This is a genomic window from Streptomyces sirii (genome assembly GCF_045690365.1).
GTDB classification, from domain to species: Bacteria; Actinomycetota; Actinomycetes; order Streptomycetales; family Streptomycetaceae; genus Streptomyces; species Streptomyces sirii.
In genome coordinates, this window is sequence record NZ_CP147982.1 from 4636350 (window position 1) to 4660994 (window position 24645).

20 protein-coding genes and 5 pseudogenes are annotated in these 24645 nt (G+C 70.4%); 4 read left to right on the forward strand and 21 right to left on the reverse strand.

All coding sequences use genetic code 11. The annotated features are described in order from the left end of the window. Window positions 1–7 precede the first annotated feature (7 nt). A complete protein-coding gene (locus WAB15_RS20760; RefSeq protein ID WP_407287153.1) occupies window positions 8–1618 on the reverse strand; it encodes a protein kinase domain-containing protein in 1611 nt (536 codons plus the stop codon). 320 nt (window positions 1619–1938) lie between these two features. Here WAB15_RS20760 and WAB15_RS20765 point away from each other — a divergent pair, with 320 nt between their 5' ends. Further along, complete coding sequence (locus WAB15_RS20765) at window positions 1939–3600, forward strand: protein kinase domain-containing protein (RefSeq protein ID WP_399145910.1); 1662 nt, start codon at window positions 1939–1941, stop codon at window positions 3598–3600. 81 nt (window positions 3601–3681) lie between these two features. Here the strand turns inward: WAB15_RS20765 and WAB15_RS20770 are convergent, their stop codons facing one another. From WAB15_RS20770 to WAB15_RS20785, 4 genes and pseudogenes are all read right to left on the reverse strand, one after another. After that, complete coding sequence (locus tag WAB15_RS20770) at window positions 3682–4242, reverse strand: bacterial proteasome activator family protein (protein ID WP_399145909.1); 561 nt, start codon at window positions 4240–4242, stop codon at window positions 3682–3684. A 169-nt stretch (window positions 4243–4411) separates the two neighbouring features. Then, window positions 4412–5308, reverse strand: a complete 897-nt coding sequence (locus WAB15_RS20775) for a hypothetical protein (RefSeq protein ID WP_407287154.1) — start codon at window positions 5306–5308, stop codon at window positions 4412–4414. A gap of 138 nt (window positions 5309–5446) precedes the next feature. Then, on the reverse strand, window positions 5447–6424 hold the full coding sequence (locus WAB15_RS20780; RefSeq protein WP_393485650.1) for an NAD(P)H-quinone oxidoreductase: 978 nt from the start codon (window positions 6422–6424) through the stop codon (window positions 5447–5449). Window positions 6425–6518: 94 nt separating this feature from the next. Beyond that, window positions 6519–7259: pseudogene (locus WAB15_RS20785) on the reverse strand (potassium channel family protein); the annotation flags it as partial. Between the two features lie 24 nt (window positions 7260–7283). Here WAB15_RS20785 and WAB15_RS20790 point away from each other — a divergent pair. After that, complete coding sequence (locus WAB15_RS20790; protein WP_407289260.1) at window positions 7284–7826, forward strand: recombinase family protein; 543 nt, start codon at window positions 7284–7286, stop codon at window positions 7824–7826. A 134-nt stretch (window positions 7827–7960) separates the two neighbouring features. On the opposite strand, the gene WAB15_RS20795 is transcribed toward WAB15_RS20790, so the two are convergent. The 3 genes and pseudogenes from WAB15_RS20795 to WAB15_RS20805 form a co-directional block, all read right to left on the reverse strand. After that, entirely contained in the window at window positions 7961–9343 is a 1383-nt protein-coding gene (locus tag WAB15_RS20795) for a replication initiator (RefSeq protein ID WP_407289261.1), read from the reverse strand. 312 nt (window positions 9344–9655) lie between these two features. Continuing rightward, the gene (locus tag WAB15_RS20800; RefSeq protein ID WP_407287155.1) at window positions 9656–9850 is read right to left on the reverse strand and encodes a hypothetical protein; all 195 of its coding nucleotides are present in this window, start codon (window positions 9848–9850) and stop codon (window positions 9656–9658) included. Next, window positions 9847–10308 (reverse strand): annotated as a pseudogene (locus tag WAB15_RS20805) (FtsK/SpoIIIE domain-containing protein); the annotation flags it as partial. The pseudogene WAB15_RS20805 and the gene WAB15_RS20800, both read right to left, overlap by 4 nt. Before the next feature lie 328 nt (window positions 10309–10636). Between WAB15_RS20805 and WAB15_RS20810 the strand changes: the two are divergent. Then, complete coding sequence (locus WAB15_RS20810; RefSeq protein WP_407287156.1) at window positions 10637–11755, forward strand: potassium channel family protein; 1119 nt, start codon at window positions 10637–10639, stop codon at window positions 11753–11755. A 619-nt stretch (window positions 11756–12374) separates the two neighbouring features. Here the strand turns inward: WAB15_RS20810 and WAB15_RS20815 are convergent. The 11 genes and pseudogenes from WAB15_RS20815 to pdhA all read right to left on the reverse strand — a co-directional run. Further along, window positions 12375–12590 (reverse strand): annotated as a pseudogene (locus WAB15_RS20815) (transposase); the annotation flags it as partial. A 10-nt stretch (window positions 12591–12600) separates the two neighbouring features. Next, complete coding sequence (locus WAB15_RS20820; protein WP_407287157.1) at window positions 12601–12972, reverse strand: hypothetical protein; 372 nt, start codon at window positions 12970–12972, stop codon at window positions 12601–12603. A gap of 209 nt (window positions 12973–13181) precedes the next feature. Next, window positions 13182–13751: a hypothetical protein gene (locus WAB15_RS20825; protein ID WP_407287158.1), complete on the reverse strand. Its 570-nt coding sequence runs from the start codon at window positions 13749–13751 to the stop codon at window positions 13182–13184. A 150-nt stretch (window positions 13752–13901) separates the two neighbouring features. Next, window positions 13902–14090: pseudogene (locus WAB15_RS20830) on the reverse strand (helix-turn-helix domain-containing protein); the annotation flags it as partial. Window positions 14091–14238: 148 nt separating this feature from the next. After that, window positions 14239–14799, reverse strand: coding sequence for a hypothetical protein (locus tag WAB15_RS20835; protein WP_399145904.1), 561 nt, complete (start codon window positions 14797–14799; stop codon window positions 14239–14241). Window positions 14800–14979: 180 nt separating this feature from the next. After that, window positions 14980–15387, reverse strand: a pseudogene (locus tag WAB15_RS20840) (potassium channel family protein); the annotation flags it as partial. Continuing rightward, entirely contained in the window at window positions 15384–16919 is a 1536-nt protein-coding gene (locus WAB15_RS20845) for a molybdopterin molybdotransferase MoeA (protein WP_407287159.1), read from the reverse strand. The gene WAB15_RS20845 and the pseudogene WAB15_RS20840, both read right to left, overlap by 4 nt. Next, window positions 16916–17842 (reverse strand): DUF6457 domain-containing protein, encoded by a 927-nt coding sequence (locus WAB15_RS20850; protein WP_399145902.1) that lies wholly within the window; start codon window positions 17840–17842, stop codon window positions 16916–16918. The genes WAB15_RS20845 and WAB15_RS20850 overlap by 4 nt, the downstream gene beginning before the upstream one ends. 118 nt (window positions 17843–17960) lie before the next feature. Further along, window positions 17961–19406, reverse strand: a complete 1446-nt coding sequence (locus tag WAB15_RS20855; RefSeq protein WP_407287160.1) for a dihydrolipoamide acetyltransferase family protein — start codon at window positions 19404–19406, stop codon at window positions 17961–17963. Then, window positions 19406–20440: an alpha-ketoacid dehydrogenase subunit beta gene (locus WAB15_RS20860; protein WP_407287161.1), complete on the reverse strand. Its 1035-nt coding sequence runs from the start codon at window positions 20438–20440 to the stop codon at window positions 19406–19408. The genes WAB15_RS20855 and WAB15_RS20860 overlap by 1 nt, the downstream gene beginning before the upstream one ends. Then, on the reverse strand, window positions 20437–21630 hold the full coding sequence (pdhA, locus tag WAB15_RS20865) for a pyruvate dehydrogenase (acetyl-transferring) E1 component subunit alpha (protein ID WP_399145899.1): 1194 nt from the start codon (window positions 21628–21630) through the stop codon (window positions 20437–20439). The genes WAB15_RS20860 and pdhA overlap by 4 nt, the downstream gene beginning before the upstream one ends. A 224-nt stretch (window positions 21631–21854) precedes the next feature. Between pdhA and WAB15_RS20870 the strand changes: the two genes are divergently transcribed. Continuing rightward, on the forward strand, window positions 21855–22373 hold the full coding sequence (locus WAB15_RS20870; protein ID WP_399145898.1) for an Lrp/AsnC family transcriptional regulator: 519 nt from the start codon (window positions 21855–21857) through the stop codon (window positions 22371–22373). Between the two features lie 11 nt (window positions 22374–22384). Here the strand turns inward: WAB15_RS20870 and WAB15_RS20875 are convergent, their stop codons facing one another. Then, entirely contained in the window at window positions 22385–22975 is a 591-nt protein-coding gene (locus WAB15_RS20875) for a TetR/AcrR family transcriptional regulator (RefSeq protein ID WP_399145897.1), read from the reverse strand. 11 nt (window positions 22976–22986) lie between these two features. Further along, on the reverse strand, window positions 22987–24498 hold the full coding sequence (locus tag WAB15_RS20880) for a 3-hydroxyacyl-CoA dehydrogenase (protein WP_407287162.1): 1512 nt from the start codon (window positions 24496–24498) through the stop codon (window positions 22987–22989). Between the last annotated feature and the right edge of the window lie 147 nt (window positions 24499–24645).

Below are 24645 nucleotides of genomic sequence, written 5' to 3' on the forward strand. Positions count from 1 at the left end.
GGGCAGGTCAGCCGGTCGTACCGAGCGTGGTGCCGCTGTCCGTGCCGGTGGTGGTCCCGCTGTCCGTGCCGGTGGTCGTCCCGCCGTCGGTGGTGCCACCGTCCGTGGTGCCACCGTCGGTCGTCCCGCCGTCCGTGGTCCCGCCGTCGGCCGTCCCGCCGGTGTCGTCGGTGGGCGGCTCGGACGTCGGGGGCTCCGAGGTCGGGGGCTCCGAGGTCGGCGGCTCGGACGTCTCCGGCGTGCTCGGCTGCGTCGACGGCGGAGGCGTGTAGGTACCGTCGTCGCCGCCGATGCCACCGGGCTCGGTCTGCGGGGTGGTCGCCTCGTCCGTCGGCGGCTCGCTGGTCTCGTCGTCCTTGGACGGCGTCGGCGACTGTGAGGTGGGGGTGTGGCGCTTGGTGTCCGGCTCCTTGGTGTTCTGCATCGCGAAGGCCACGCCCACCGCGATGGCGATCACCGCGAGCGCCGCGATCAGCCAGACCTTGCCGCGGCCGCCCTTGGCCGGCCGGTGCCCGCCCTCGAACCCGCCGTCGTCCTCGCGCATACGGGACGACAGGATCGGCTGGGCCGTGGTCTGGCCGGCGTCGGGGTGCGGCAGCGCGGTGGTGGCGGCGTTGCCCATGGACGGGGTGTGACCGCCCTCGTGCAGCGCGACCGGGCCGGTGTTCCAGGTGCCGGTGTGCCCGCCCTGCTCCTGCAGCATCTGCAGCGAGTACTGGACCAGGCCGCGCATCTCCTCGGCGGTCTGGAACCGGTCGTCGGGGTCCTTGGCCAGCGAGCGCATGACCAGGCCGTCCAGCTCCGGCGGCACCGCGTCGGCCACCTCGGAGGCCGGTACCGGCATGTCCTGGACGTGCTGGTAGACCACCGACAGCGGGGTCTCGCCGGTGAACGGCGGCCGCAGCGTGAGGAGTTCGTAGAGCAGACAACCGGTGGCGTAGAGGTCGGAGCGGGTGTCGACGGTCTTGCCGAGCGCCTGCTCCGGGGAGAGGTACTGGGGCGTACCCATGACCATGCCGGTCTGGGTCATCGTGGACTGGGCGCCGTGCAGGGCGCGGGCGATGCCGAAGTCCATGACCTTCACGGCGCCGCTGTTCGTGATGATCACGTTGGCGGGCTTGATGTCACGGTGCACGATGCCGTGCTGGTGGCTGTAGGCCAGCGCCTCCAGCACCCCGGAGACGATGATCAGCGCCTGGTCCGGCGGCGGGGCGTCGGCGTTGAGCAGCAGATCGCGGATGGTGCGGCCCTCGACCAGCTCCATCACGATGTACGGCACGGTGTTGCCGCCGACCAGGTCCTCGCCGGAGTCGTAGACCGCCACCACCGCGTGGTGGTTCAGCCCGGCCACGGACTGCGCCTCGCGCGTGAAGCGGGCCTTGGACACCGGGTCCTCTGCGAGGTCGGCGCGCAGCAGCTTCACGGCGACGGTACGGCCGAGACGTACGTCCTCGGCCGCGAATACCTCTGCCATGCCACCGCGACCCAGCCGTCGCGTGAGCCGGTAGCGGCCATCGCCGACCAGCCCGCCGTTGCCCCACATCTCCGGTGCGTCGGGGATATGGGAGCCGGTGGCCTCAGGGTCGGACGGGCCCTGGGGGCTCTGCGTCGGTGCCATCGGTCCTCGCCGTCGAATCGATCCGCATGAGAGCGGTAAGGTCATCGGTCTTCGCTAGAGCACGCTACAGGCTCCGCGGCACCCTCCGGTCCCGCCGTGGACCGGCCATCAAACCTGCCGAATGCCTGAAATCGCAAGTTCACCCGAGGTCACCAAGGGTGCAAACGCCTCACCGCCGTGACGGGATCTTGCACATCTGGTCACGGAACGGGCACACGGCTTGACGTGTCCGAGGCCTGGGGCAGACTTGGCTGGGAATTCCAGATTTTGATCGCTACACGTGCGGGTAGTGGGCCGTGCGCCTAGGGGGAAGCGGAACGATGAGCCAGGACGGCGCTCAGGGCCAATTCGAGGGCCGTTCGGTCGGCGGAGGACGTTACCAGCTTCGTGATCTTCTCGGGGCCGGCGGAATGGCCTCCGTGCACCTCGCACACGACACGGTGCTCGACCGCGATGTCGCGATCAAGACCCTGCACACCGAACTCGGCCGTGAGCAGGCCTTCCGCGAGCGCTTCCGCCGCGAGGCGCAGTCCGTGGCGAAACTCACGCACACCAATATCGTCTCGGTCTTCGACTCCGGTGAGGACGAGCTCGACGGCGGCATGGTGCCGTACATCGTCATGGAGTACGTCGCGGGCCAGCCGCTGCGCTCCGATCTGGACTCCGACATCGCCCAGCACGGCGCGATGCCGACGGAAAAAGCCCTGAAGATCACCGCCGATGTGCTGGCGGCGCTCGAGGTCAGCCACGAGATGGGCCTGGTCCACCGCGACATCAAGCCCGGCAACGTGATGCTGAACAAGCGGGGCGTCGTCAAGGTCATGGACTTCGGCATCGCCCGCGCCATGCAGTCCGGCGTGACGTCCATGACGCAGACCGGCATGGTCGTCGGCACCCCGCAGTACCTGTCGCCCGAGCAGGCGCTGGGCCGCGGTGTGGACGCCCGCTCCGACCTCTACTCCGTCGGCATCATGCTCTTCGAGCTGCTGACCGGCCAGCTGCCGTTCGACGCGGACTCCCCGCTGGCCATCGCCTACGCCCATGTCCAGGAAGAGCCGCCGGTCCCGTCGAGCATCAACCGCTCGCTGCCGCCGGCCGTGGACGCGCTGGTCGCCCGGGCGCTGAAGAAGAACCCCAACGAACGCTTCCCCACCGCCGAGGCGATGCGGGACGAGTGCCTGCGGATCGCCGGGTCCGGGCAGTCCGGCGCGACCCCGCTGATCATCGGCGAGGGCCCACGGGCGCGCACCAGCGGCTCGTCGGTGTCCTCCGCGGTGTTCCCCACCGCGTCCGGCAATCCCCAGACGCCGGTGCCGCCGAGCGTCCAGCAGCCGTACCAGCCGACGCAGGCGGTCGGCTTTGGACCGTCGACGCCCGCGCCGCCGAACAACGCCTACCCGACCCCGGCGCCCGGCCCCGCCCCGGCGCCGTTCAACGCCGGCGGCTTCCAGGCCCCGCCGCCCTACACCCCGCCGCCCGTGACGGCCTCGATGCCGACGGCCGGCAACCCCGCCAACCGGAAGAACAACACCCCGGTGATCGTGGTCTCGGCGATAGTCGGTGTGATCGTGGTCACCGCGATAGCGATCGGCATCGGTCTGAGCGCCGGCTCCAGCGACGACAACGGCGGTGACTCCCCGACGTCGACCTACACGCCGTACTCCTACACCCCGTCGCCCAGCGAGAGCGTCCGGCCCGAGGACAAGACGGCGACGATCCTGACGTCCCAGTGCACGAGCCCGACCAAGAGCTACTCGGACAAGAACAAGATCCTCATCCCCTCGTTCCGCTTCAAGAACCTGGACTCGGTGAAGAAGTGCATCGAGGCCGCGGGCTGGAAGTGGAAGATCGTCGGGCAGGAGGACAGCTCGATCTGGGGCAAGAACACCGTTACGCAGCAGAAGCCGGACGCCATCAGCTGGTGGTACCCCAGCAAGGACGACACCATCGAGCTGACCATCTCGACCGGTCGCAGCGGCTGACGCCACGGGGCTCACGCCCTGCGGACAGACACGCCGAAGGGGCCGGCACGCGGACTGCGTGCCGGCCCCTTCGGCCGTTCTTTAGAGGTACGGACCCGAGCGGGCGCCGCCGTGACCGGGGCCGTCATCGCCCTCCAGGGGAGCGACACCGGGCGGCAGCGCACGGCGCATCTGCTCCAGCTGGGCACGGGCCGCCATCTGCTGGGCGAACAGCGCGGTCTGGATGCCGTGGAAGAGGCCCTCCAGCCAACCCACCAGCTGAGCCTGGGCGATGCGCAGCTCCGCCTCCGTCGGCACCGACTCATCGGTGAACGGCAGCGACAGCCGCTCCAGCTCCTCGACCAGCTCGGGTGCCAGACCGTCCTCCAGCTCCTTGACCGAGCTGGAGTGGATCTCCTTGAGCCGGACCCGGCTGGCCTCGTCCAGAGGAGCGGCCTTCACCTCCTCCAGCAGCTGCTTGATCATGCTGCCGATGCGCATGACCTTCGCAGGCTGTTCGACCATGTCCGTCACCGGGATCTCGCGGGGTTCCTCGCCGTCGTCCCCGCCACCGGCGCCGGCAGCGCCGAGGGCCATGCCGTCCGGCCCGACAACCAGGACGTGCGGGTTCTCCTGCGACCGTTCGTTCATCGGCATATCCATGCCGCCATTCTCTCGTACGGAGACTTCTGAACGGTGGTGCCCCCGGAAGAAGGTGATCCACCGCTCCGAACGATTCCGGCGGTCGGTGTTTCACGTGAAACCACGGTTTCCCGCCGTTTCACGTGAAACGTTCGAAGCAACGTCCCGTTTCACGTGAAACGGAGCAAGATCAGCGCCGGCGCAGGCGCAGTGCGAGAAAGGCCAGTCCCAGGCCGGTCAGCGCAAGGCCGGCGCCCATCGGGAGGACCCGCTCGACCGGAGCCTGCGGGGCTTCCAGCGCGTACGGAGTCGCCGTCGCGGCCGACTCGTCATCCGTGCTTCCCGGCATGGGGGTCCCGTTCTGCCCGGCAGTCGGCCTGGGGTGCGGCGACATCGCCTCGTATCGGCGCTCGCCCGGCCGCTTCGGGGCCTTGTGTCGCGGGGGCGAGGGCCGGGCGGGGGAGGGGCCGGTACGGGGTTCGGCCCCCGAGCGCGCACGGCGCTTCGGCGGCGGGGCGTGCCGGCCGGGGCGGGGGTGCGCACGGTCGGTGCCCCGCGGACCCGCCGGCCGGGCCGACCGGGGGCCGCCGGAGCGCGGGGATTCACCGTCGCCACGCAAGGGGGCAAAGCGCGGCAGATCCGGCATCGCGAAACCGGGCCCAAACGGGTGATGCAGGTGGTGACGCCACCGTCCGTACCCGAAGTGGTGGTGCGACGGCAGGTGCGGGATACCCGCCAGGAAGTCCGGCAGACGGGGGAAGTCGTCCGGCAGCTCAGGAAAGCGCATCGCGGCCCCCGGGTGGCCGGCGTGGCCCCGGCCCGCTCCGCTTCGCCCGTGGAACGAGGAGAGATCGCTCAGGTGGTCGCCGGGCCCGAAATCCTCGGGTGCGAAGTCCTCGGGACCGAGGATCTCCGATGCGTAGTCGTCGGGCAGATCGCCCGGGTGGGTGAGCTTCGGAGGGTGGTCGGCCGGGGTGGCCTGCCGGTCCGAGGCCGCCGCGGGGGTGGCCCCCGCCGGGACGGGCAGGACGACGGCGGCGACCAACAGACCGGTGGCGATGCGCGATCGGAAACCTGGAGCGACCACAGTGCCCCTCCCGTGCCGAGCCGTCGGGTGACCAGCCCAGCGTCACATGTGATCAGATTCACGGCATCTTGAGACTGTCGGCGGGGGGGAGCCGCCGCCGTGCGGGAGGGGCGGGCGCAGGCGGCGGGCGGCGACGGCTCAGACTGTCAGCACGACCTTCCCCACGTGCGCGCTCGCGTCCACGACGCGATGCGCCTCGGCGGCCTCCGCCATCGGCAGCGTCCGGTCCACGATCGCGCGGACCTGGCCGTTGCCGATCAGCGGCCAGACATGCTCGCGCACGGCGGCGACGATGGCCGCCTTCTCGTTCAGCGGGCGGGCACGCAACCCGGCGCCGGTGATCGCGGCGCGCTTGGCCATCAGTGCGGCGAGATTCAGCTCCGCCTTCACCCCGCCCTGCAGCCCGATGATCGCCAGCCGTCCACTGACGGCCAGCGCCTTGACGTTCCGCTGCAGATACTTCGCGCCGATGATGTCGAGGATGACGTCCGCGCCCTTGCCGTCGGTGGCCTTACGGATCTCCTGGACGAAGTCCTGCTCGCGGTAGTCGATGAGGATGTCCGCACCCAACTCGGCGCAGCGGGCCAGCTTCTCGGGGCCGCCGGCGGTGACCGCGACCCGCGCGCCGACCGCCTTGGCGAGCTGGATCGCCATCGTGCCGATGCCGCTGGCGCCGCCGTGGACCAGCAGCGTCTCGCCGGGCCGCAGGTGCGCGATCATGAAGACGTTCGACCAGACGGTGCAGGTCACCTCGGGCAGCGCGGCGGCGGTGACCAGGTCCATGCCGGTCGGCAGCGGCAGCACCTGGCCGGCCGGGACGGCGACCTTCTCCGCGTAGCCGCCGCCCGCCAGCAGCGCACACACCTCGTCACCGACGGCCCAGCCGTGCACGCCGGGTCCGACCGCGGCGATCCGTCCCGAGCACTCCAGACCGGGGTACGGGGAGGAGCCGGGTGGCGGGTCGTAGAAGCCCTGACGCTGCAGCAGATCGGCTCGGTTCACGGCGCTGGCCGCGACCTCGATCAGGACCTCGCCCTCGGCGGGCAGCGGATCGGGCACTTCCGCCCAGACAAGTGCTTCGGGGCCACCGGGCTCCGGGATTGTGATCGCTCGCATGGGCGCGAGGCTACTCGCCGTCCGCGCGGGGAGCGATGGTGCGGGGGCCGCCGGCTACGGCCGGGGCGGCCTCCCACCCGCCCGCGAAGTCCGGTTATTCATCCACCCGGCGCATCGGGGAGACGCTGGTACCGGGGAGTGTCGGCTTCATGGACTGCTTGCCGGGAAGGTCCGGCTCCTCCGTCGGCGCCGCGCGCACGATGGTGATCAGGCGGTCGGTGCTCTGCAGCGGGCTGGCCTCCGGATCGTCGTATCCCAGTAGCCGGTGGCCGCGCAGCACGGACACGACGAGGTCGTCGGTCTCCCGTACCGACCTGCCGACCTCGGCCTTCACCACGGGGCGTTCGACCAGGTCCAGGCCGCTGCCCTGCTGGATCAGGTCCTCCATGACGGTGCCCGCGCTGGGGCTGTGGACGGACAGGCCCAGCAGCCGGCCGGCCGCGCTGGCCGAGGTGATCACGGCGTCGGCGCCGGACTGGCGCAGCAGCGGGGCGTTCTCCTCCTCCCGCACCGCCGCGACGATATTGGCCTTCTTGTTGAGCTGACGCGCGGTCAAGGAGACCAGCACGGCGGTGTCGTCGCGCTGGGTGGCGATGACGACCTGGTGCGCGCGCTGGATCTCGGCCCGCACCAGCACATCGCTGCGGGTCGCATCGCCGACCACCCCCGCGAAGCCCTCGGCCACCGCCGCCTCGATCACCTTGGAGCTGGGGTCGACGATGACGATGCGGTCGCGGCTCAGCCCCGTCGCACAGAGGGTCTGGACGGCGGAGCGGCCCTTGGTCCCGAAGCCGACGATGACGGTGTGGTCGCGCAAAGCGGTTCTCCAGCGTTTTGACGAAAGTAACCTAAGCAGCCCATGGACAACGAGCTTGTGCAGCGGGCCCGTTGGGGCGATCTCAAGGGACAGAACTGGGCGGGCCTGGTCCGCCTGTCGTTCGAAACCGACGAGGGTCCCGCTACCACTGGAAACGACGCTACCGAGAACACCGAGGCAAAGCCCGCCTACCGGCCCATGACGGGCCGCGACATCAAGAGCCGCGACGAGCAGGTGAAGGACAACCGGTCTTTCGTCGAGTCGCGCGGCGGACGGTACGTCTACACCTACGAGGAGCCGGACACGAGCGCCTGGAAGCGCAAGCGTGTCCGCCTGCCCAACGGAGAAATCGGCTATCGCGTCGTCCGGCCCGTCTTCGAAGGTGCGCTGGAAGATCTCAAACGAGGAATCACACCGAACGGCGAGCGCCTCGACGGTCTGATCGTCTACGACATCGACCGACTCACCCGCGACAACCGGCACCTCGAAGACGCGATCGAGGTCGTGCAGAACTTCGGGCGCCCGATCATCGACATCACGGTATGGCGTCCGAAGGGGGATCAGGCACAGGACGGCTCTCCGTGACATCCGTGGAGTGGCGGGCGACGTGTGAGCCGACATCAAGGCCAAGTATCGCGTTCGCCCGCCGCCAGTCGGCATCCGACCAGGCCGGAGCCTTGCGAGCTTGTTCACGAGCCCACGCCCAGTCATCGTCGCCGTCAAGAGGCAGCTTCATCGGCCCGCCTCTCCCTGAGCGCAACACGGGCCACCTCGCCGTTCCGTAGCAGGTCTTCCGCGATCCCAGCAGCGATGAGGGCGGCGCCAGGTGTGTGACCGGAACCGACATAGCGCCAGGACGCCTCGGTTACGGCATCGAGGACGTCCGCAACATCGGCCCCGGTAGCGGCGCCTTGGTACTCGGCGCGTTCGGCGCGCAAGGCTGCGTAAGTCGTTGAGTACACACGGGATTTGGTGAGGATGTGGCCCCGGTAGCCGAGGGTGTGTGCCCAGGCCCGCAGTCTCAGCGGCTCCAGCTCCGGGAGGCCGCCGAGCCGCCAGCAGGTGTGGATAAGGGTCCGGACGTGAGCTGACAACCAGCCCGTGGTGATGTCGTCCGGGCTGGTGATCGGGTGGTCCAGGCCGATGCCTGTGTCGGCCGAGCCCTTGGTGACGTATTTGGCGACGTACGCGGCTACGGCGTCGTCGCCCAGGCCCTCGTGTCCGCCGAAGGCACGGAGCGGCCGGACGTCGAGCTCAGAACCCCAGTGCAGTTCATGTTCTCCCAGGCCCCGGCTGCATGGAGTGTGCAGGTGGACGGCTGCTGCGGCGGTCCGCACGGCGGCGGTCAGGTCTTCGGCCGAGACCCACGCCGGAGGCGGATCGTCGGGGCCGGTCGCGCCGTCGAGGCGCACGACCGCATGGACATGGACAGCGGCGCGTTTCTGGTACTCGGCGACTTTGGCGTAGGAGATGCGGGCCGCACGGCGCAGGCCGGTGCGGGTTCGTCCGGTGCGGGCGGCGAGGTGGTTGTAGAGGTTGTCCGTGAACGCCTTCCAGAGCCACCCGGCATGTGCGTGCCAGAGGACGTGTGCCGGGTAGTCGTAGCAGTCGGGGCACAGGGGTTGTCCGGTGAGCGGATCGGCGGTGTCGTGGCTGGCCGGGCAGCTGAGCGGCCGACCGTGTTCGCAGTGGCCGGCGCTACGGCGGGGGCGGCAGCGCTGGTTGTCTGTGGTGGTGCGGTGCACGGCCCCGAACGAGGGGGCGGTGAGGGTGACGAAGAGCCGGGGGTGGTCTCGTACGTCGGCCGGGACGTCTTTGCCGCCGAGGAGTCCGGCGCGGACGAGGTGGAAGGTGTCGCCGGCGTGGAGCCGAGAGCAGGGGGCGCAGATGGTTGCGCGTCGGTTGCGGCACCGGACGAGCAGCCGCTCACCGGGTTCGTGGGCGGTGTCGTAGTGGTGCAGGATCTCGCCGGTACAGGCGTCGCGGGTGGTGGTCGAGCCCTTGAGGTGGATCGGGTGGGCGCAGCCACCGGTAGCGGTGACCTGGTCGAGCCAGCGGGAAAACTGCGGATGCTGAGCCAGCAGGATGGTGTCGCGGTCGATCTCTGAGAGCTGACGGAGGCGCGCCGCGCGGTCGAGGGCGGCGCGCCGGTCAGCCGAGGTGGTCTCGGCGGTGATGGTGGGGACCTCCCGGGGTGGGCCGCCGAGGCGGCACGGATGGTTGGGTTGGGTGGGATGGGTCCACGGCGATCACTCCTTGTGCTCGGTCGGGCGGGTGGGTTAGCGGATGGTTCCGGTGCCCCGGCAGCAGCGGCAGCGCTGGCGGCGGCCGGAGCGGGTTTTGCGGGAGCGCTCCCCCTTGCAGATGGGGCAGCGGACGCGGCGCATGGCCATCGTTTGGCGCCTCCCTGGTTGTCAGGTGCGGGTGGCGATGGAAATGAACCAGTGCACGAGGCCGTCCGCGGCGAAGACCAAGGGGGTCTGTCCCACGTACATGCCGAACAGGGCGATCAGGGCCGCTTCCCACCACTTGACGTCGCGGGAGCGGACGAGGAGCACGGTGACGATCCCGAAGACCAGGGCCAGCAGTACGGCTGACTGCTCACTCATACGACCGTCCCCCCTCCAGGTGTGTGTGCCAGGAACGGCGGGCGAGGCGTCATCCTGGCGAACTCTGCCGCCGCCGCTCGTGCTTCGGCCGGCGTGGTCAGATGGGACCGGCCACGCATCCAGCCGCCCAAGTCGCCGGTGGTGACGGCGACTCCGCGTTCCGCCTCACCGATGGACTGCGCGACCACCACCGCGTCCTTGTTCAAGTCGCCAAGCGCCATCTCCGCCGTGCCGGGATCGTTGACCCGGTGGCAGATCCGGCCGCTGAGCTGAGCCCGCAGCGCGGTGACCCCGGGCCCGAGATCGGAGCCGACTCGTTGGCCGGCGACGACCAGGTGGAGACCGAGGGCCGCGCCGAGTTGAGCGATGCGCAGGAGGTAGGTCGTGCACTCCTCGGCTTCGGCGCGCTGCTCCTTGCTGCCATTGGTCAAGTACAGCTCCGCCAGCTCATCGACGATCGTTCGCGCGCAGCATCGAGACCCTTCGCGCCATGGGGGTAAACGTTCTGTACGGCGAAGGCGGGTTCGTACCCAACGAGCCGGGCAAGGGACGACCGGATGCCTACCCATGGCACCTCGCCTTGGAGGCCGCCGAGCGGGCAGCGGGCGCCCAATCCTGACGGCCCAGGGACCAGAGGACCACCCACCACCCCGTGAGCCGCCAAAGGGCAAGTAGGGCCGCGACACCCCCTGACCGGGAGATAAAGAAAAGGCTGATCCCCGAGGATGGCCGTATGCCTTACGCACGGACGTCTACAGCGCAGGCCGCACAAGAGGGGCCGATCTCATGAGGGAAGAGCAGCGGCCGCCCCGCAGGCCCGGAAAGGTCTCCATCCTCGGCTCGCTATGGTCGCGTTCACGCACCCAGAACGGGGAGGACGCCGAAGACGGCCGGTCCATCGTCATGCCCGTGCAAGGCATGAGGCCGCCACTTCACCAAGTTCTACGCCGGCTTGTCATGGCCCTTCTGGTGTTGGCTCTCACGACGTTCGTCGTGTGGATCGATCGCGCCGGGTACCACGACAACGCCGGCGGGGCCGTTGGTCTCCTTGACTCGGCGTACTACGCGACAGTGACCCTGTCGACCACGGGTTACGGGGACATCACCCCGGTCAGCGATGCTGCGCGGCTGACCAACATCTTCGTCATCACGCCGCTGCGCGTCCTGTTCCTGATCATCTTGGTCGGCACGACGCTGGAAGTCCTTACCGAGCGCACCCGGCAACAGGTGCGGGTTCATCGGTGGAGGTCCCGCATGCGGGATCACATCGTGGTCATCGGGTACGGGACGAAGGGCCGCCATGCCGCCCAAAGCTTGATCGGCCAGGGCGTCTCGAAGCAGAAGATCGTCGTGGTCGACCCTCAGAAGCAGACACTGGACGCCGCGAGCAATGACGGGCTCGTGGGCGTCCTTGGGGATGCGACTCGTTCTGACACCCTGCGCAGGGCCGAACTACACCGGGCGTCGAAAGTGGTCGTCGCCACCCACCGAGACGAGACCGCCGCCTTGGTGACGCTTACCGCGCGCCAGCTCAACAAGCACGCCTCCATCGTGGCCGCGGTCCGGGAAGACGAGAACATGCCCCTGCTAAAACAGAGCGGTGCCGACGCCGTCATCACGAGTTCCAGCTCCGCGGGTCGGCTGCTTGGTGTGGCAATGGCCAGCCCCAGCGCGGGTGCGGTCCTGGAACGCCTCATGACCTACGGCAGCGACCTGGATCTCACCGAACGTCCCGTGTCAGCGGCCGAGACAGGGAAGTCCGCCCGCGAATGCAGTGACCTGGTCGTAGCCGTCGTACGAGGGGGCAAGGTGCTGGACTACACCGAGCCGGAAACCGCGAAGCTCCAGCTCACGGACCGACTAATCACTATTCAGCGGGCCCCGGCCGGGGATCGCGCGGACTGACCAGGACTCCGCCGAAGGCAAGGAATGTCGCCACAACTTGCGGGACGCCGGAACTGATGCATCCTCAGGTGCTAGCTCTAGGGGGTGTCCGTCGGGTCGTCATAATCCGACGGACAGCCCCTAGCCCCGTCAACCGGTTGTGCTGCGCGTCATTACCAAGCCAGGATGCACGCTTCCACGGCGTCGAAGCGGTTGACTCCGATGGCAGTCAAGCCACGTACGCAACCCGCAGCAGGAACTCCATGAAGAGGCCCGTGGATACTGCACGCCTTCTTTATCTTGGGGCCAATGGCGTAATCCTTGCCCGCAAGGAACTTGAGACACGCATCGGGGTCACTTGGGTCGACCGCACGTACAGTCGAAGTACTCCCAGACGCGACAAGCGACCCAGTGGAGTCTGCTACGGCCGGTCCAGCCATCGCCATCGGAACAGCGAACGCAGCAACGGTCACAGCCGCGGCTGCAAACACGCGCTTTACCTTCGAATTCTTCATTCTTTCCTCCCCGATTTCCATCACAACACGGCGGCAGACATTGCTGTCTGCGCGCCTTCCCCTCGAAATGTTGAGTACGCGTCACGTTAGCACTCAGCGCCGCCCCTCTCACGTCCGAAGACCTCGAATCGAGCGGGCAAGTCGCGCCACGGGATGCCAGTCCGCTGCCGGAAGAGAATGCCATCGACGACCGTCCGGTGGTTCTTCCGACGCCCGTCTCGTCCCTTGTTCTTCGGCAGGCGTGACCCCAGCCGAGCCCACTGCGCGTCCGTAAGATCACCCCCCCCCCCCCCCCCACGCTGAACGGAGCGATCCGCCAGCAGGCAGGTCACCGGACCCATCGGACACCCCCTAGTAGTTGAACTTCACGCAGGTGGCCGCGACCCATCCCCAAGTGTTATCCCAGCCATTGTTCGCGTGGTACCAGCGATTATCCCGATGGCCGCATGCCGTGTACCAACCGCCGGTCGACCTATCGTCGACGTAGACGTGAGCTCCCTTGCCCAGAAGTCCGACTACAGGGAAAGACTTGTCGGGCATCTTGCGCATTTTGAGCTCTTCCAAGACCTTGCCGTGGATGGTTTCCTGCTTTCCCACTTGTCCGTGTCGGGCGGTTGCTAGGGAGGGAGCATTGGCTGAGGCGATGCCGCTGGCAGCTGTCGCACTGGCCAACGCGGCAGCAGCGACCGCAATCCCAATTCGCTTCTTGAACTTTTGCGTCATGGCTTCCCTCTAGTGACTGCAAGATGCATCGTGACAGGCCAGCTACCTGGCATGGTCGAGCAACAACCGATGGTCAGAGGCTCCCCCTATGCGAAAAGCACGCTAACCGGCGGCTTCCGCACCGGCGGAGGGGATAAGCAGACCTCTTGGAGTCCATAGCGGTCCCGCCGCCCTCGGCGTCACCAAGAGGTCCTGCCCCGTTCGGTCGTTCAGTTCTCCGCGGTCGCGGTCACGCTCTTGTACTTGGGGACGTTGCCCTTGTAAGCCAAGGCGGCGAAGGCGATAGTCCGGCCCTCCCTCATCTCACTGTCGAAAGAGCAAGCCGTCCAGCCCGCGGCCGCACCTTCGAAATTCCTGCAGTCGAAGACGGTTTGCGGGTTGCCGGCGTACAAGGCGCGCATGTAGATGCTCATTCCGTCGGCCTTCATGTCCTTGACCCAGAAGAAGTCGCTGATCGGATCGAAACACACTTTCCCATGGGTCTTCGTGCCGCCCTCCGACATGACCCAAGTGCAGGACAGCCGCGGCCCCGGCTCAGCGCCATGAACGGGCATGGCGTTCTCGACATACATGGCTTGGGTGCGGGCCTCTCCAGCGTGCCGCACCTTGGCCAGGGAAGCGGCGGCGGAGGGAACGGAGGCAGCCGCCTTCGTCACCGCCGGCGGCGATGGCATGGTGCTGTCGGCGTGGGCCGTGCCTGCCAGCCCGCCCAATCCCAGCATGGCGGCGGCAGCAGCTGTGGCAGAACGTCGGAAAAGCAAGAGAATCCCCCAGGTCATGGATGTTGCTTCGGCTGCCCGCCTCGTTCGCAGGCTGCCCGAGTCTTCATGGTCACGGGCCGCGGAGTTGCTCGGCGGGCTGACTGAACGATGCCGGTGCCGGACCTGAAAGTCGTTAGCACTCAGAGCACAAGTTGCTTAGCTATGCGTCTACTCCAGGAACTTGGACGCCTGACAGCGATCCTCCCGGGGAGGCAGTCCGCATGCGGTACGGAAGGCGCGGGTGAAGTCGGCTGCGCGAGGGAAACCCCAGCGGGTGGCGATGGCGTGGATGGGCGTGGCGTGGAGCGCCGGGTCGGCGAGGTCGCGGTGAGCCGCCTCCAGGCGCAGGCGGCGGACGGTGTGCTGGCCACCCCGGTTTCATGCCGCGGCGGCCGGGGGCCGAAGTTGCACCGGACCCGCCCGGCAGCGTCCTGTCCAGCGACACCCGGGCAGCCGACTTCACCCGCTCTTTCCACACGGCACCGAGACCGGCGCCGTTGCAGTACTAAGCCCCGTCTGGAGAGACACCAATGCTCCGTCGCATGATCTGGCGCATCTCGCCGAGCTGGTTCCAGAACCCCACAATCTGAGTGTGTACCTGCTCCAGGGACTCGTCCTCCCGGTGGGGCGGGATTCCGCCGTCGAGGCGTTTGAGGACCCCATACATCCGGTTGAGCCCCCGATGGACCTTGTCGATGGTGGCGAGCACGTTGTCCGGGACCCGCATCTGCGCCTCGGAGTACCGCGCACGGTGCTCGCGCCGCGCGTCGTCCAGACGTGACCTTAGGTCGTCCGTGACGCGGCCGACCCGAAGTGCGTGCCAGAAGCTGTTCAGCTCGGAGTGGTAGTCCAGAGAAGCAGTGTTCAGTGTGACGTAGCAGGCCCGAAAGGCTTCCTCCACCGCGCGCTCCGTCTCGTACTGCCGCTCCTCGGCGCGCTGCCGCTCAGAATGGTCCAGCTCCTTGGACTTGACCTTCTCGGCGAGCCGTTGCGACATGAGCCCTGATACGAGCGTGCCGACGATACCCAGGAACGCGATCACCAACGGAACCACCGTACTGCTCACCTGGCACCACCCTCTCTACACCGCTCCGGGTATGGCCGTGTCAGGCCGCCATCTGCGGAGCCCGCGCCGGTCGCTGGGAACCTCCCTGGGGCGAAGAACAACCACACCAACGACCAACCTGGCCAGCCATCACGGCAAACACCAGCGCAGAGCCGTGGTACATCCACAAAAGCCTTGACTCCAGCGTTTCAATTGCCACTGCTCGCGGGTGCGCTCGGTCAGCACCTCCAGTGTGGTGCCGACCAGGATGATCAGGAAGATCACCCGCAGCGGCGTGATGAGCAGGATGTTCAGCAGCCGCGCGCTGTCCCCGTACGGGACGATGTCGCCATAGCCCGTGGTGGAGAGCGTGACGGTCGCGTAGTAGAAGCAGTCGAGCAGATCCACCGTGCCGTCGGCGTTGTCGTGGTACTCCGCGCGGTCTATCCAGACGATGAAGACCGTCGCGAGCAGGACGACCAGCGCCATCAGCAGACGGCGGGCGACCTGCCGCAGCGGCGCCTTGGGGGCGCGGCGCGGCAGCATCACGCGATGGGAGCGGTCCTCGGGCACCTCGCGCGCCGCGGCGTCGTGGGACGGCAGCGTCACGCGGTGCCTCCAGTGGGTTCGTGCGGGGCGTCGGGGCCGGTGCGGTCCGTTGTCGAGCCGGGCGACCAGTCCGTCGACCAGCCCGCCGACCAGGGAAGTTCCAGCAGTTCGAGTTCGCTGCCGGAATCCGCGCCACCGGGTGGGACGACGGCCAGTGCATCGGCGGCGGCGATCCCGCGCAGCATGGCGGGGCCGTGGAACCGCAGCGGCTCCACCAGCAGGCCCCGGCGCGCGTCGTCGCGGTAGACGACCGGGACGAGGCGGGTGTCCCGCGGATGCCCCTGGACGGCGGCGCTCACCGGCGTGCGGTACGTGACCGCCGGCCGGCGGCCGGAGAGCGTACGCAGCAGCGGCTCGGCGAGCGTGCACAGACCGGAGACCGCGGCGAGGGGGTTGCCGGGCAGGCCGACGAGGTGCCGCCGCGGAGCGAGCCGGGCGAGCAGCATGGGGTGGCCGGGGCGCACCGCCACGCCGTCCACCAGCAGCTCCGCGCCCAGGCCGCGCAGCGCGGGGTGCAGATGGTCGACCGGGCCCGACGCGGTGCCACCGGTGGTGATCACCACATCGGCGGTGGACTCGGCGATGGCCGCGTACAGCGCGTCGGCGTCATCGGCGAGATGGCGCGGTGCGGCCGCCTCGACGCCCAGCGCGCGCAGCCAGGGGGCGAGCATCGGGCCGAGCGCGTCCCGGATCCGGCCCTCCCGGGGCAGCCCGCTCTCCAGCAACTCGTCCCCCAGGACGAGCACTTCGGCCCGGGGCCGGGGGTGGGTGGTCAGTTCGTCGTAGCCGGCGGCCGCGGCCAGGCCGAGGACGGGCGGGGTCACCAGGGCGCCGGCGGGCAGGAGTTGGTCGCCGCGGCGGCACTCCTGGCCTCGGGGGCGGATGTCCTGGCCGGGCGGCGCGGGCCGGGGCGCGTACAGCCGCAGCCCGCCGTCGCCCAGCCGGCGGACCTCGCCGTGCTCGCTGCGCAGCACCGCGGTGGCGCCGGCCGGGATGCGCGCGCCGGTCGCGATCGGGATCGCATGGCCGTCGGGGAGCACGTCGACGGGTGCGTGACCTGCGAGGATGCCGTGATGCGGGCCGGTCGTGGCCGCGTCGGCGGGGTGATCGACACGCCAGGGACCGGGGCCGGAGACCGCCCAGCCGTCCATCGCCGAGGTGTCGAACGACGGCAGATCGGTGAGCGCGGACAGCGGGGCGGCGAGCGTACGGCCCAGCGCAGCGCCGAGCGCCGTCGTGGCGGGCGGAGGCGGGCCGGACACGGCGCACGCGGCGATCCGGCGGGCGGTTTCCCAGGGCAGGTCGGCCGGCGTACGCCGGGAGGACGGCTCCGCGGGGCCGTCCGGGCCGGAGCGGTGGTCTGCGCTGGTCGTGCGGCCCTTGGCGGATGTACGGGCGTCGCCGGACGGGGTGCCGGCGCCGCCGCCGGTGGCCGGCGCGTCCGCCGCCACCACCGCGCGGACGCCGTTGACCAGCGCGAGTGCATCGTCGAACGGGTCGCCGCGCCCGTCGCCGCCCTCCACGTCGGTCATTCGGCGGGCTTCGCTTCGGTCCCCGCGGCGCCGGACCCGGCAGCGCCCCCGGACCCCTCGGCCTCCGCCGCCCAGCGGCCGGCCAGCGCGGCGGCCCGGTCGGACAGTTCCTGCACGTCCCGGCCCTGCTGCCCCGCCGCGTAGCCGATCAGGAAGGTCGTCAGCGGCGCGGCCGGGCGGGCCACGCCATGTGCGGCGTCCCGGGCGAGGTCGAGAAGCGCCGCCGTGTCGACATCGAGCTCGATGCCCAGTTCGGCCTTGACTGCGGTGATCCATTCGTCCAACACGTGCCCATGCTCCCTGATGCGGGCCCGTGCCGCGCTGACGTCCTCCCAGGTGTCGCAGTCGAAGGAGGCCGTGGAGGTGGTGTCGGGGACCCGCGCCAGCGCCAGCCGGCCGATTACGGCGCGCAGCGGCAGACCGGCCAGGGTGCCGTGCTCGGCCCGCACCCGCGCCAGCTCACGGCGCAACGACGCGGCCCGGTAGGCGGCCACCAGCGGCTGGTCCCGCCCGGTGGTGTCCTGGAGCAGCGCGCCGTCAGGGGGCCGGGCGGCGCCGTCCGGCCCGCCGCCGCCCGCCGTGCGCGTCGCCGCCGCGAGCAGGCCGCGTACGGTCGCGGCGGTCAGGAACGGCAGATCGGCGGAGAGGACGAGCACCGTCGGGGCGGTGGTGTGCCGAAGGCCGGCGTCCAGCGCGGCGAGCGGGCCGCCGCCCGGCGGGTCCTCCAGGGCGCGGACCACGGCGCGGGCGGTCGGGCGGCCGGGGCCGACGACGACGGTGATCGCCGCATCGGGGCAGGCGGCGATCACCCTGTCCAGGAGGGGGCGGCCGCCGACGGACAGGGCGGGTTTGTCCGCCCCGCCGAGCCGCCGGGCCGCACCTCCGGCCAGGACGATGGCGTCGTGGTCGGTGTGGTCGCTCACCCCCTGAGTATCGCCAAGGGGCACTGCGATCACACCGGCCGCGTACGTCTCGCGACTGTCGGCTCCACCACAGCGGCCGCAGGCGCCCCCACCCCGGCCACCGCAGTCCGGAGCGTGGTCACAGCCCCCGCAGCAGCACGGCGGGCCGCTCCACACAGTCGGCCACGAAGCGCAGGAAGCCGCCGGCGGTACCGCCGTCGCACACCCGGTGATCGAAGGTGAGCGAGAGCTGGACGACCTGCCGGACGGCCAACTCGCCTTCGTGCACCCAGGGTTTGGCGGCTATCCGGCCGATGCCGAGCATCGCCGCCTCCGGGTGGTTGATGATCGGCGTGGAGCCGTCGACGCCGAAGACGCCGTAGTTGTTGAGAGTGAACGTGCCGTGTGTCAGCTCGGCCAGCGACAGCCCGCCGGCCCTGGCCTTCTCCGTGAGCCGGGCGATCTCGGCGGACAGGTCCTCGACCGTACGGGCCTGGGCGTCCCGCACGACCGGCACCACCAGACCGCGGTCGGTCTGCGCCGCGAAACCCAGATGGACCGCGGGCAGCCGGACGATCTCCTGGGTCTTGGTGTCGACCGTGGCGTTGAGCTGGGGGAACCGTGCGAGCGCGGCCGTGGTGATCCGGGCCAGCAGGGCGAGCAACGACACCTTGGGAGCGCCCGCCACGTTCATCGCCCTGCGGGCGGCGAGGAGTTCGGTGGCATCGGCGTCCACCCAGCAGGTCGCCTCCGGGATCTCCCGGCGGCTGCGGCTGAACTTCTCGGCGGCCGCACCGAGCATCCCCCGCAGCGGGATCCGCTCCTCACCGGCCGTGGCGGGCCCGGCGACGGTCGCGCCCGCCGTCACGCCCGTCACCTCGGCGGCGGCCGTCTCCCGCTCCCGGATCGCGCACTCGACGTCGGTGCGGAGAATCAGGCCGTCCCGCCCGGATCCCGTCACCTCCCGCAGATCCAGGTCGTGCTCCCGCGCCATCCGGCGCACCAGCGGAGAGATGACGGCCGCCGTGCGGCTCCCGGCATCCACCGCACCGGTCCCGGCCGGGCCGGGCGCACCGGCGTCCCCGGCAGCCTGCCCGCCGAACGCCTCCGCCACGGCCGCCGCCTCTTCCGGCGGCCGCGGCACTCCGGCCTCGGGGCCCGCGCCGCCCCCCGGCCGGATGCGGCGCCGCCGCGCCGCCGCCGCGCTCGTGCCGTATCCGACGAGCACGTTTCCCGACCCGGAGTCCGCCGTGCCAGCTGGGGGAGCGCCGGCCCCACCCGCGGGCGCACCGGCCGGCGGCGCCCCTTGCGGATCGCTGTCCGCCAGATCGTCCGGCACCGCGCCCACCGCGACCGTCACCAGCGCCGCGCCCACCGGGACTTCGGCGCCCTCCTCACCGAAGCGGGCGGTCACCACGCCGCCATACGGGCAGGGCACCTCCACCATCGCCTTGGCGGTCTCGACCTCCACCACCGGCTGGTCGATGGCCACCACCTCCCCGACCTCGACCAGCCATTGCACGATCGTCGCCTCGGTGAGGCCCTCCCCCAGGTCGGGCAGGGTGAATTCGCGGACCACGGCCATCACTCACCACGTCCCTCGGTCCACTCCGACTCCCACTGGAGACGGGCGACGGTGTCCAGAATCCGGTCCACGCCGGGCAGGTGGTGCCGCTCCAGCATCGGCGGCGGATAGGGGATGTCGAAGCCGGCGACGCGCAGCACCGGCGCCTCCAAGTGGTGGAAGCAGCGCTCGGTGATCCGTGCGGCGATCTCCCCTCCGGGACCGCCGAACCCGTTGGACTCATGGACGATCACAGCCCGTCCGGTGCGCCGCACCGACGCGCAGACCGTGTCGTCGTCGAACGGCATCAACGAGCGCAGATCGACCACTTCCAGGTCCCAGCCCTCGGCGCGCGCGGCCTCGGCGGCCTCCAGGCAGACCGGGAGCGACGGGCCGTAGGTGATCAGGGTGGCGCTGCTGCCGCGGCGCCGGACCGCGGCCCGTCCCAGCGGGGCGACCGGGGCCGGGGCGTCGGGCGACCAGTCGGCCTTGGACCAGTACAGCCGCTTGGGCTCCAGGAAGACGACCGGGTCGTCGGAGGCGATGGCGGCGCGCAGCAGGCCGTAGGCGTCCTCGACGGTCGCCGGGGTGACGACCTGGAGACCGGGGGTGGCCAGGTAGTACGCCTCGGAGGAGTCGCTGTGGTGCTCGACGCCGCCGATCCCGCCGCCATAAGGGACGCGGATGGTCAGCGGCATCGGCAGCGCGCCGCGGGTGCGGTTGCGCATCCGGGCGACATGGCTGATCAGCTGCTCGAACGCCGGGTAGGCGAACGCGTCGAACTGCATCTCGACGACCGGCCGCAGGCCGTACATCGCCATGCCGACGGCGGTGCCCAGGATGCCGGCCTCGGCGAGCGCGGTGTCCGTGCAGCGGTCCTCGCCGAACTCCTTGGCCAGGCCGTCGGTGACCCGGAAGACCCCGCCCAGGGTGCCGACGTCCTCGCCCATGACATGGACGGACGGGTCCTCGGCCATGGCGTCGTGCAGCGCGCGGGTCAGCGCCTGCGCCATGGTGGCGGGCTTGCGCGCGGTCGCCGGAGCGGTGGTCGTCATGGCCTGGCCTCCTTGGCGGACCCTTCGGTGCCCGCTGCGTCCTCGGTCTCTCCGGCGGCCTCGGCATCCAGCTCGGCGCGCAACTGCGCCGCCTGCGCGCGCAGTTGGCTGGTCTGCTCGGCGAATACGTGGTGGAACAGGTCCATCGGGTCCAGCTCCGGGTCGGCGTTCATCCCGTCTCGCAGGTCGGCCGCCAGCTGCTCGGCGCTCTCCCGGGTGGCGCCGACGAAGGCGTCGGTCAGCAGATCGCGGGCCGCCAACTCGTGCTCCAGAAGGGCTATCGGGTCGTGCGCCTTCCAGGTCTCGACCTCGGCGTCGGTGCGGTAGCGGGTGGCGTCGTCGGCGTTGGTGTGCGCCTCGATGCGGTAGGTGACGGCCTCGATCAGGGTGGGGCCGCCGCCCCGGCGGGCGCGCTGCACGGCCTCGGTGAGCACCTCGTGCATCGCGGGCGCGTCATTGCCGTCGACCAGGCGGCCCGGCATGCCGTATCCGACCGCCTTGTGGGCGAGCGACGGCGCGGCGGTCTGCTTGGCGAGCGGCACGGAGATCGCGAAGCCGTTGTTCTGGACGAGGAAGACGACCGGCGCCTGCCAGATCGCCGCGAAGTTCAGCGCCTCGTGGAAGTCGCCCTCGCTCGTACCGCCGTCGCCGACCATCGCCAGCGCCACCACGTCGTCGCCCTTGAGGCGGGCGGCGTGCGCGAGACCGACGGCGTGCGGGAGCTGGGTTGCCAGGGGGGTGCACAGCGGGGCGATGCGGTGTTCATGCGGGTCGTAGCCGTTGTGCCAGTCGCCGCGGAGCAGGGTGAGCGCCTGTACCGGGTCGAGGCCGCGGGCCACCGCCGCCAGGGTGTCGCGGTAGCTGGGGAAGAGCCAGTCGCGGTCTTCGAGCGCCAGCGCGGCGGCGACCTCGCAGGCCTCCTGTCCGGTGGAGGACGGATAGACCGCCAGGCGTCCCTGCCGGGTCAGGGCCGTGGCCTGGGCGTTGTAGCGGCGGCCGCGCACCAGCTGGGCGTAGAGCCGGGTCAGCAGTCCGGAGTCGAGCCGGGCGGCGGCGTCCGTCCCCAGGACGCGGTACGGCGCCTCGTCGGGCAGGAGGGGCGCGGGATCGACGCGTGGGCGCCAGGCGGGCGGCGGGCCGGCCAGGCTGCTTTTGTTCCTGCTGCTGCCGGGCTGCTCGAGGACCGTCATGTCGAGCACCTCCTCGGATCGAAGGGGTGGCGCGATGCGCCTCATGTGGGTGGTGGGCGGACGGCGGATGGGCAGGATGGAACTGGTCGGGGCGGGTGCGCCCTTCCCTACCGATTGTTCGGTCGTCGGTGCAATTTGGCTACAGGCGGGTCAAGCCTGTGGACAAACGGTTCTCCACAGCTTGAGATGAAGACAGGGCGTCCACAAAGGGGAGGCGGGACCATATGCCGGACGAACAGATGGCCCAGACCGGCGGACAGCCGCCGGCGGCACCCGCCGCGCCATCGACGGCCGCGCGCCCGCTGGACACCATCGACCGCTCGATCCTGCGCATGCTGCAGAACGACGGCCGGGCCTCGATACGCTCCGTCGCCGAGCGCGTGCACGTCTCGCGCGCCAACGCCTACGCGCGGATCAACCGGCTGATCGACGACGGGGTGATCCGCGGCTTCAGCGCCCTCGTCGACCAGGAGAGGGCAGGCCAGGGCGCCTCGGCCTATATCACCCTGAAAATCGTCCAGAATTCGTGGCGGACCGTGCGCAAGCAGCTCACGGCGCTGCCGGGCGCCACCCACATCGCACTGGTCAGCGGCGATTTCGATGTGCTGCTGTTGGTGCACACGAAGGACAACCGCGAGCTGCGGGAGCTGGTCCTCACCCGTATCCAGTCGATACCGGAGGTGCTCAGCACCCGCACCCTGCTGGTCTTCGAGGAGACCGACCTGGGGCCGGAAGAGGAGTAGGCCCGGCGCCGTCAGGGCTTGCGCAGCCCCGCGAACGCCGTACGCACCACGGCCTCGGCGACCTCGTCACGGCTCGCCGCGCCCCCGCGCCCCGGCCGGTACCACTCCACAACCGAGTTGATCATCCCGAAGAGCAGCCGGGTCGCCAGCCGGATGTCCACGTCGTCCCGCAGGTCCCCGTCGGCCGCGGCCTGCTGGAGCAGATCGGAGACCTCGTGGTCGAACTCCCGGCGGCGCTCCATGGCCCACCGCTCGGTGTCCGTGTTGCCGCGCACCCTCAGCAGCAGCGTCACATAGGGGAGTTCGTCCATCAGCACCTCGGCCACGCGCCGGGTGACGTACTCCAGCCGTTCGATCGCACGGCCCTGACCGGCGCCCGGCTCCTCCAGCACGCCGAACAGTCCGTCCAGGGCGCGGCTTATGGCGCGGTGCAGCAGCTCTTCCTTGCTGCGCACGTGGTGGTAGATGGAGGACTTCGAGATACCGGCCGCTTTGGAGAGGTGCTCCATCGACGTGCCGTCGTAGCCGCGCTCGATGAACACCTCGACGGCCACCGCGAGCAGCGAATCGGGCGTGTAGGTGTCGCGCTTGGCCATGGTCATGATTAGAGCACCTATTCCTCGAGGTCCGCACGGCGCCGCAGCGCCCAGGACGGTACATAGCGTCCGCCGGCGTTGTGGCGGTGCACCGAGTCCAGCAGATCCCACACCCACCGGGCGCCCAGCCGCTCGACCCACTCCATGGGGCCGCCGGGATAGTTCACGCCCAGCCGCATGGCCGTGTCGATGTCCTCCGCGGTCGCCACCTCACGGGACGCCGCGTCCACGGCGAAGTCGATGATCATCGCGATCGTCCGGGCGACGATCATGCCGGGCACGTCCTCGATCACGCTGACCCGTTTGCCCAGCGCCTGGAAGAGCCCGACGGCCTCCGCGAGATCCGCCTCGGAGCAGGACTTGGAGGTGGACAGGGCGATCCGGGTGGCGGAGCGGTAGTCCAGCGCGAGGTCGAAGCGGATGTACCCGTCGTAGGCCGCGCTCGTCGCCGGACAGCCGTTGGTCAGCGCCAGGCACGCCCCACCGGGCAGCCGGATGAAGCCTTCGGACTCCCCGGGCGTGCGGTCCCGGGTGACCTTGATTCCCGCCTCCTCGATCAGCTCCCGCAGCACCGCGGCCGGACCGGGCAACCGCCCGTGCAGCGCGACGGCCTCCGGGGCGGGGGCGGGCTCGGCGGTCCGCGGCTCGGGCCGGCGGGCGCCCTCGGCGTAGTCGAACCATCCGCGCCCCGATTTGCGGCCGTGCAGCCCGGACTCCACCAGCCGGCGCTGCGCCAGCGAGGGGGTGAACTTCGGGTCCTGGAAGAAGGCGGTCCACACGGAGTGCGTGACCGCCTCGTTCACGTCCTGTCCGATGAGGTCGGTCAGTTCGAAGGGGCCCATCTTGAAGCCGGCGCCCTCGCGCAGCAGGGCGTCGATGGTGGCGGGGTCGGCGACGCGCTCCTCGTAGGCGCGCAGGGCCTCGGCGTAGAACGGCCGGGCGATGCGGTTGACGATGAACCCGGGGGTGTCGGCGCAGCGCACCGGCTTCTTGCCCCAGGCGGCGGCGGTGTCGTACGCGGTGGTGGCGGCGGCCTCGTCGGTGGCGAAACCGCTGATCACCTCGACCAGAGGGAGCAGCGGCGCGGGGTTGAAGAAGTGCAGGCCCACACAGCGACCGGGGTGCCGCAGCCGGCCGGCGACCGCGGTCACGGACAGCGAGGAGGTGTTCGTGGCCAGCAGGCAGTCCGCCGCCACGACGTCCTCCAGGGCAGTGAACAGCTCCTGCTTGGGCGGGAGTTGTTCCAGGATCGCCTCGACGACCAGCGCGGCGTCGGCCAGCTCCGCGAGCGCGGACGCGGGGGAGAGGCGCGCGCGGGCAGCGTCCCGCCCGTCCGCCGAAATCCGGCCCTTTTCCACGAGCCGGTCGAGCCTTCCCCCGATCGCCTCGGCGGCCTGCTCCGCCCGCCCGGGGGCGGTGTCGTAGAGGCGTACGCGATGGCCGGCGACCAGCGCCACCTGCGCGATCCCCTGGCCCATCGTGCCGGTCCCCACCACTGCCACGGTGCTGCTGGTCCCGATTGCCGTCATGCCAGTTGCTCCTCCGCGACCGACTTTTCCACAGGCTGGCCGGGCCCTCTTGCCCCGACCGATCGTTCGGTTACTCTAACTCTGTTGCCTTGTCCGCTCCCAGCCCTTATCCACTCTCCGCCCAGCTCGACGAGGAGTTGGTCATCG

Coding starts and splice junctions, on each gene's coding strand:
- WAB15_RS20760 (WP_407287153.1), bottom strand. CDS start 1,618: ATGGCACCGACGCAGAGCCCCCAGGGCCCGTCCGACCCTGAGGCCACC.
- WAB15_RS20765 (WP_399145910.1), top strand. CDS start 1,939: ATGAGCCAGGACGGCGCTCAGGGCCAATTCGAGGGCCGTTCGGTCGGC.
- WAB15_RS20770 (WP_399145909.1), bottom strand. CDS start 4,242: ATGGATATGCCGATGAACGAACGGTCGCAGGAGAACCCGCACGTCCTG.
- WAB15_RS20780 (WP_393485650.1), bottom strand. CDS start 6,424: ATGCGAGCGATCACAATCCCGGAGCCCGGTGGCCCCGAAGCACTTGTC.
- WAB15_RS20790 (WP_407289260.1), top strand. CDS start 7,284: ATGGACAACGAGCTTGTGCAGCGGGCCCGTTGGGGCGATCTCAAGGGA.
- WAB15_RS20800 (WP_407287155.1), bottom strand. CDS start 9,850: ATGAGTGAGCAGTCAGCCGTACTGCTGGCCCTGGTCTTCGGGATCGTC.
- WAB15_RS20810 (WP_407287156.1), top strand. CDS start 10,637: ATGAGGGAAGAGCAGCGGCCGCCCCGCAGGCCCGGAAAGGTCTCCATC.
- WAB15_RS20820 (WP_407287157.1), bottom strand. CDS start 12,972: ATGACGCAAAAGTTCAAGAAGCGAATTGGGATTGCGGTCGCTGCTGCC.
- WAB15_RS20825 (WP_407287158.1), bottom strand. CDS start 13,751: ATGACCTGGGGGATTCTCTTGCTTTTCCGACGTTCTGCCACAGCTGCT.
- WAB15_RS20845 (WP_407287159.1), bottom strand. CDS start 16,919: ATGACCGACGTGGAGGGCGGCGACGGGCGCGGCGACCCGTTCGACGAT.
- WAB15_RS20855 (WP_407287160.1), bottom strand. CDS start 19,406: ATGGCCGTGGTCCGCGAATTCACCCTGCCCGACCTGGGGGAGGGCCTC.
- WAB15_RS20860 (WP_407287161.1), bottom strand. CDS start 20,440: ATGACGACCACCGCTCCGGCGACCGCGCGCAAGCCCGCCACCATGGCG.
- pdhA (WP_399145899.1), bottom strand. CDS start 21,630: ATGACGGTCCTCGAGCAGCCCGGCAGCAGCAGGAACAAAAGCAGCCTG.
- WAB15_RS20870 (WP_399145898.1), top strand. CDS start 21,855: ATGCCGGACGAACAGATGGCCCAGACCGGCGGACAGCCGCCGGCGGCA.
- WAB15_RS20875 (WP_399145897.1), bottom strand. CDS start 22,975: ATGACCATGGCCAAGCGCGACACCTACACGCCCGATTCGCTGCTCGCG.
- WAB15_RS20880 (WP_407287162.1), bottom strand. CDS start 24,498: ATGACGGCAATCGGGACCAGCAGCACCGTGGCAGTGGTGGGGACCGGC.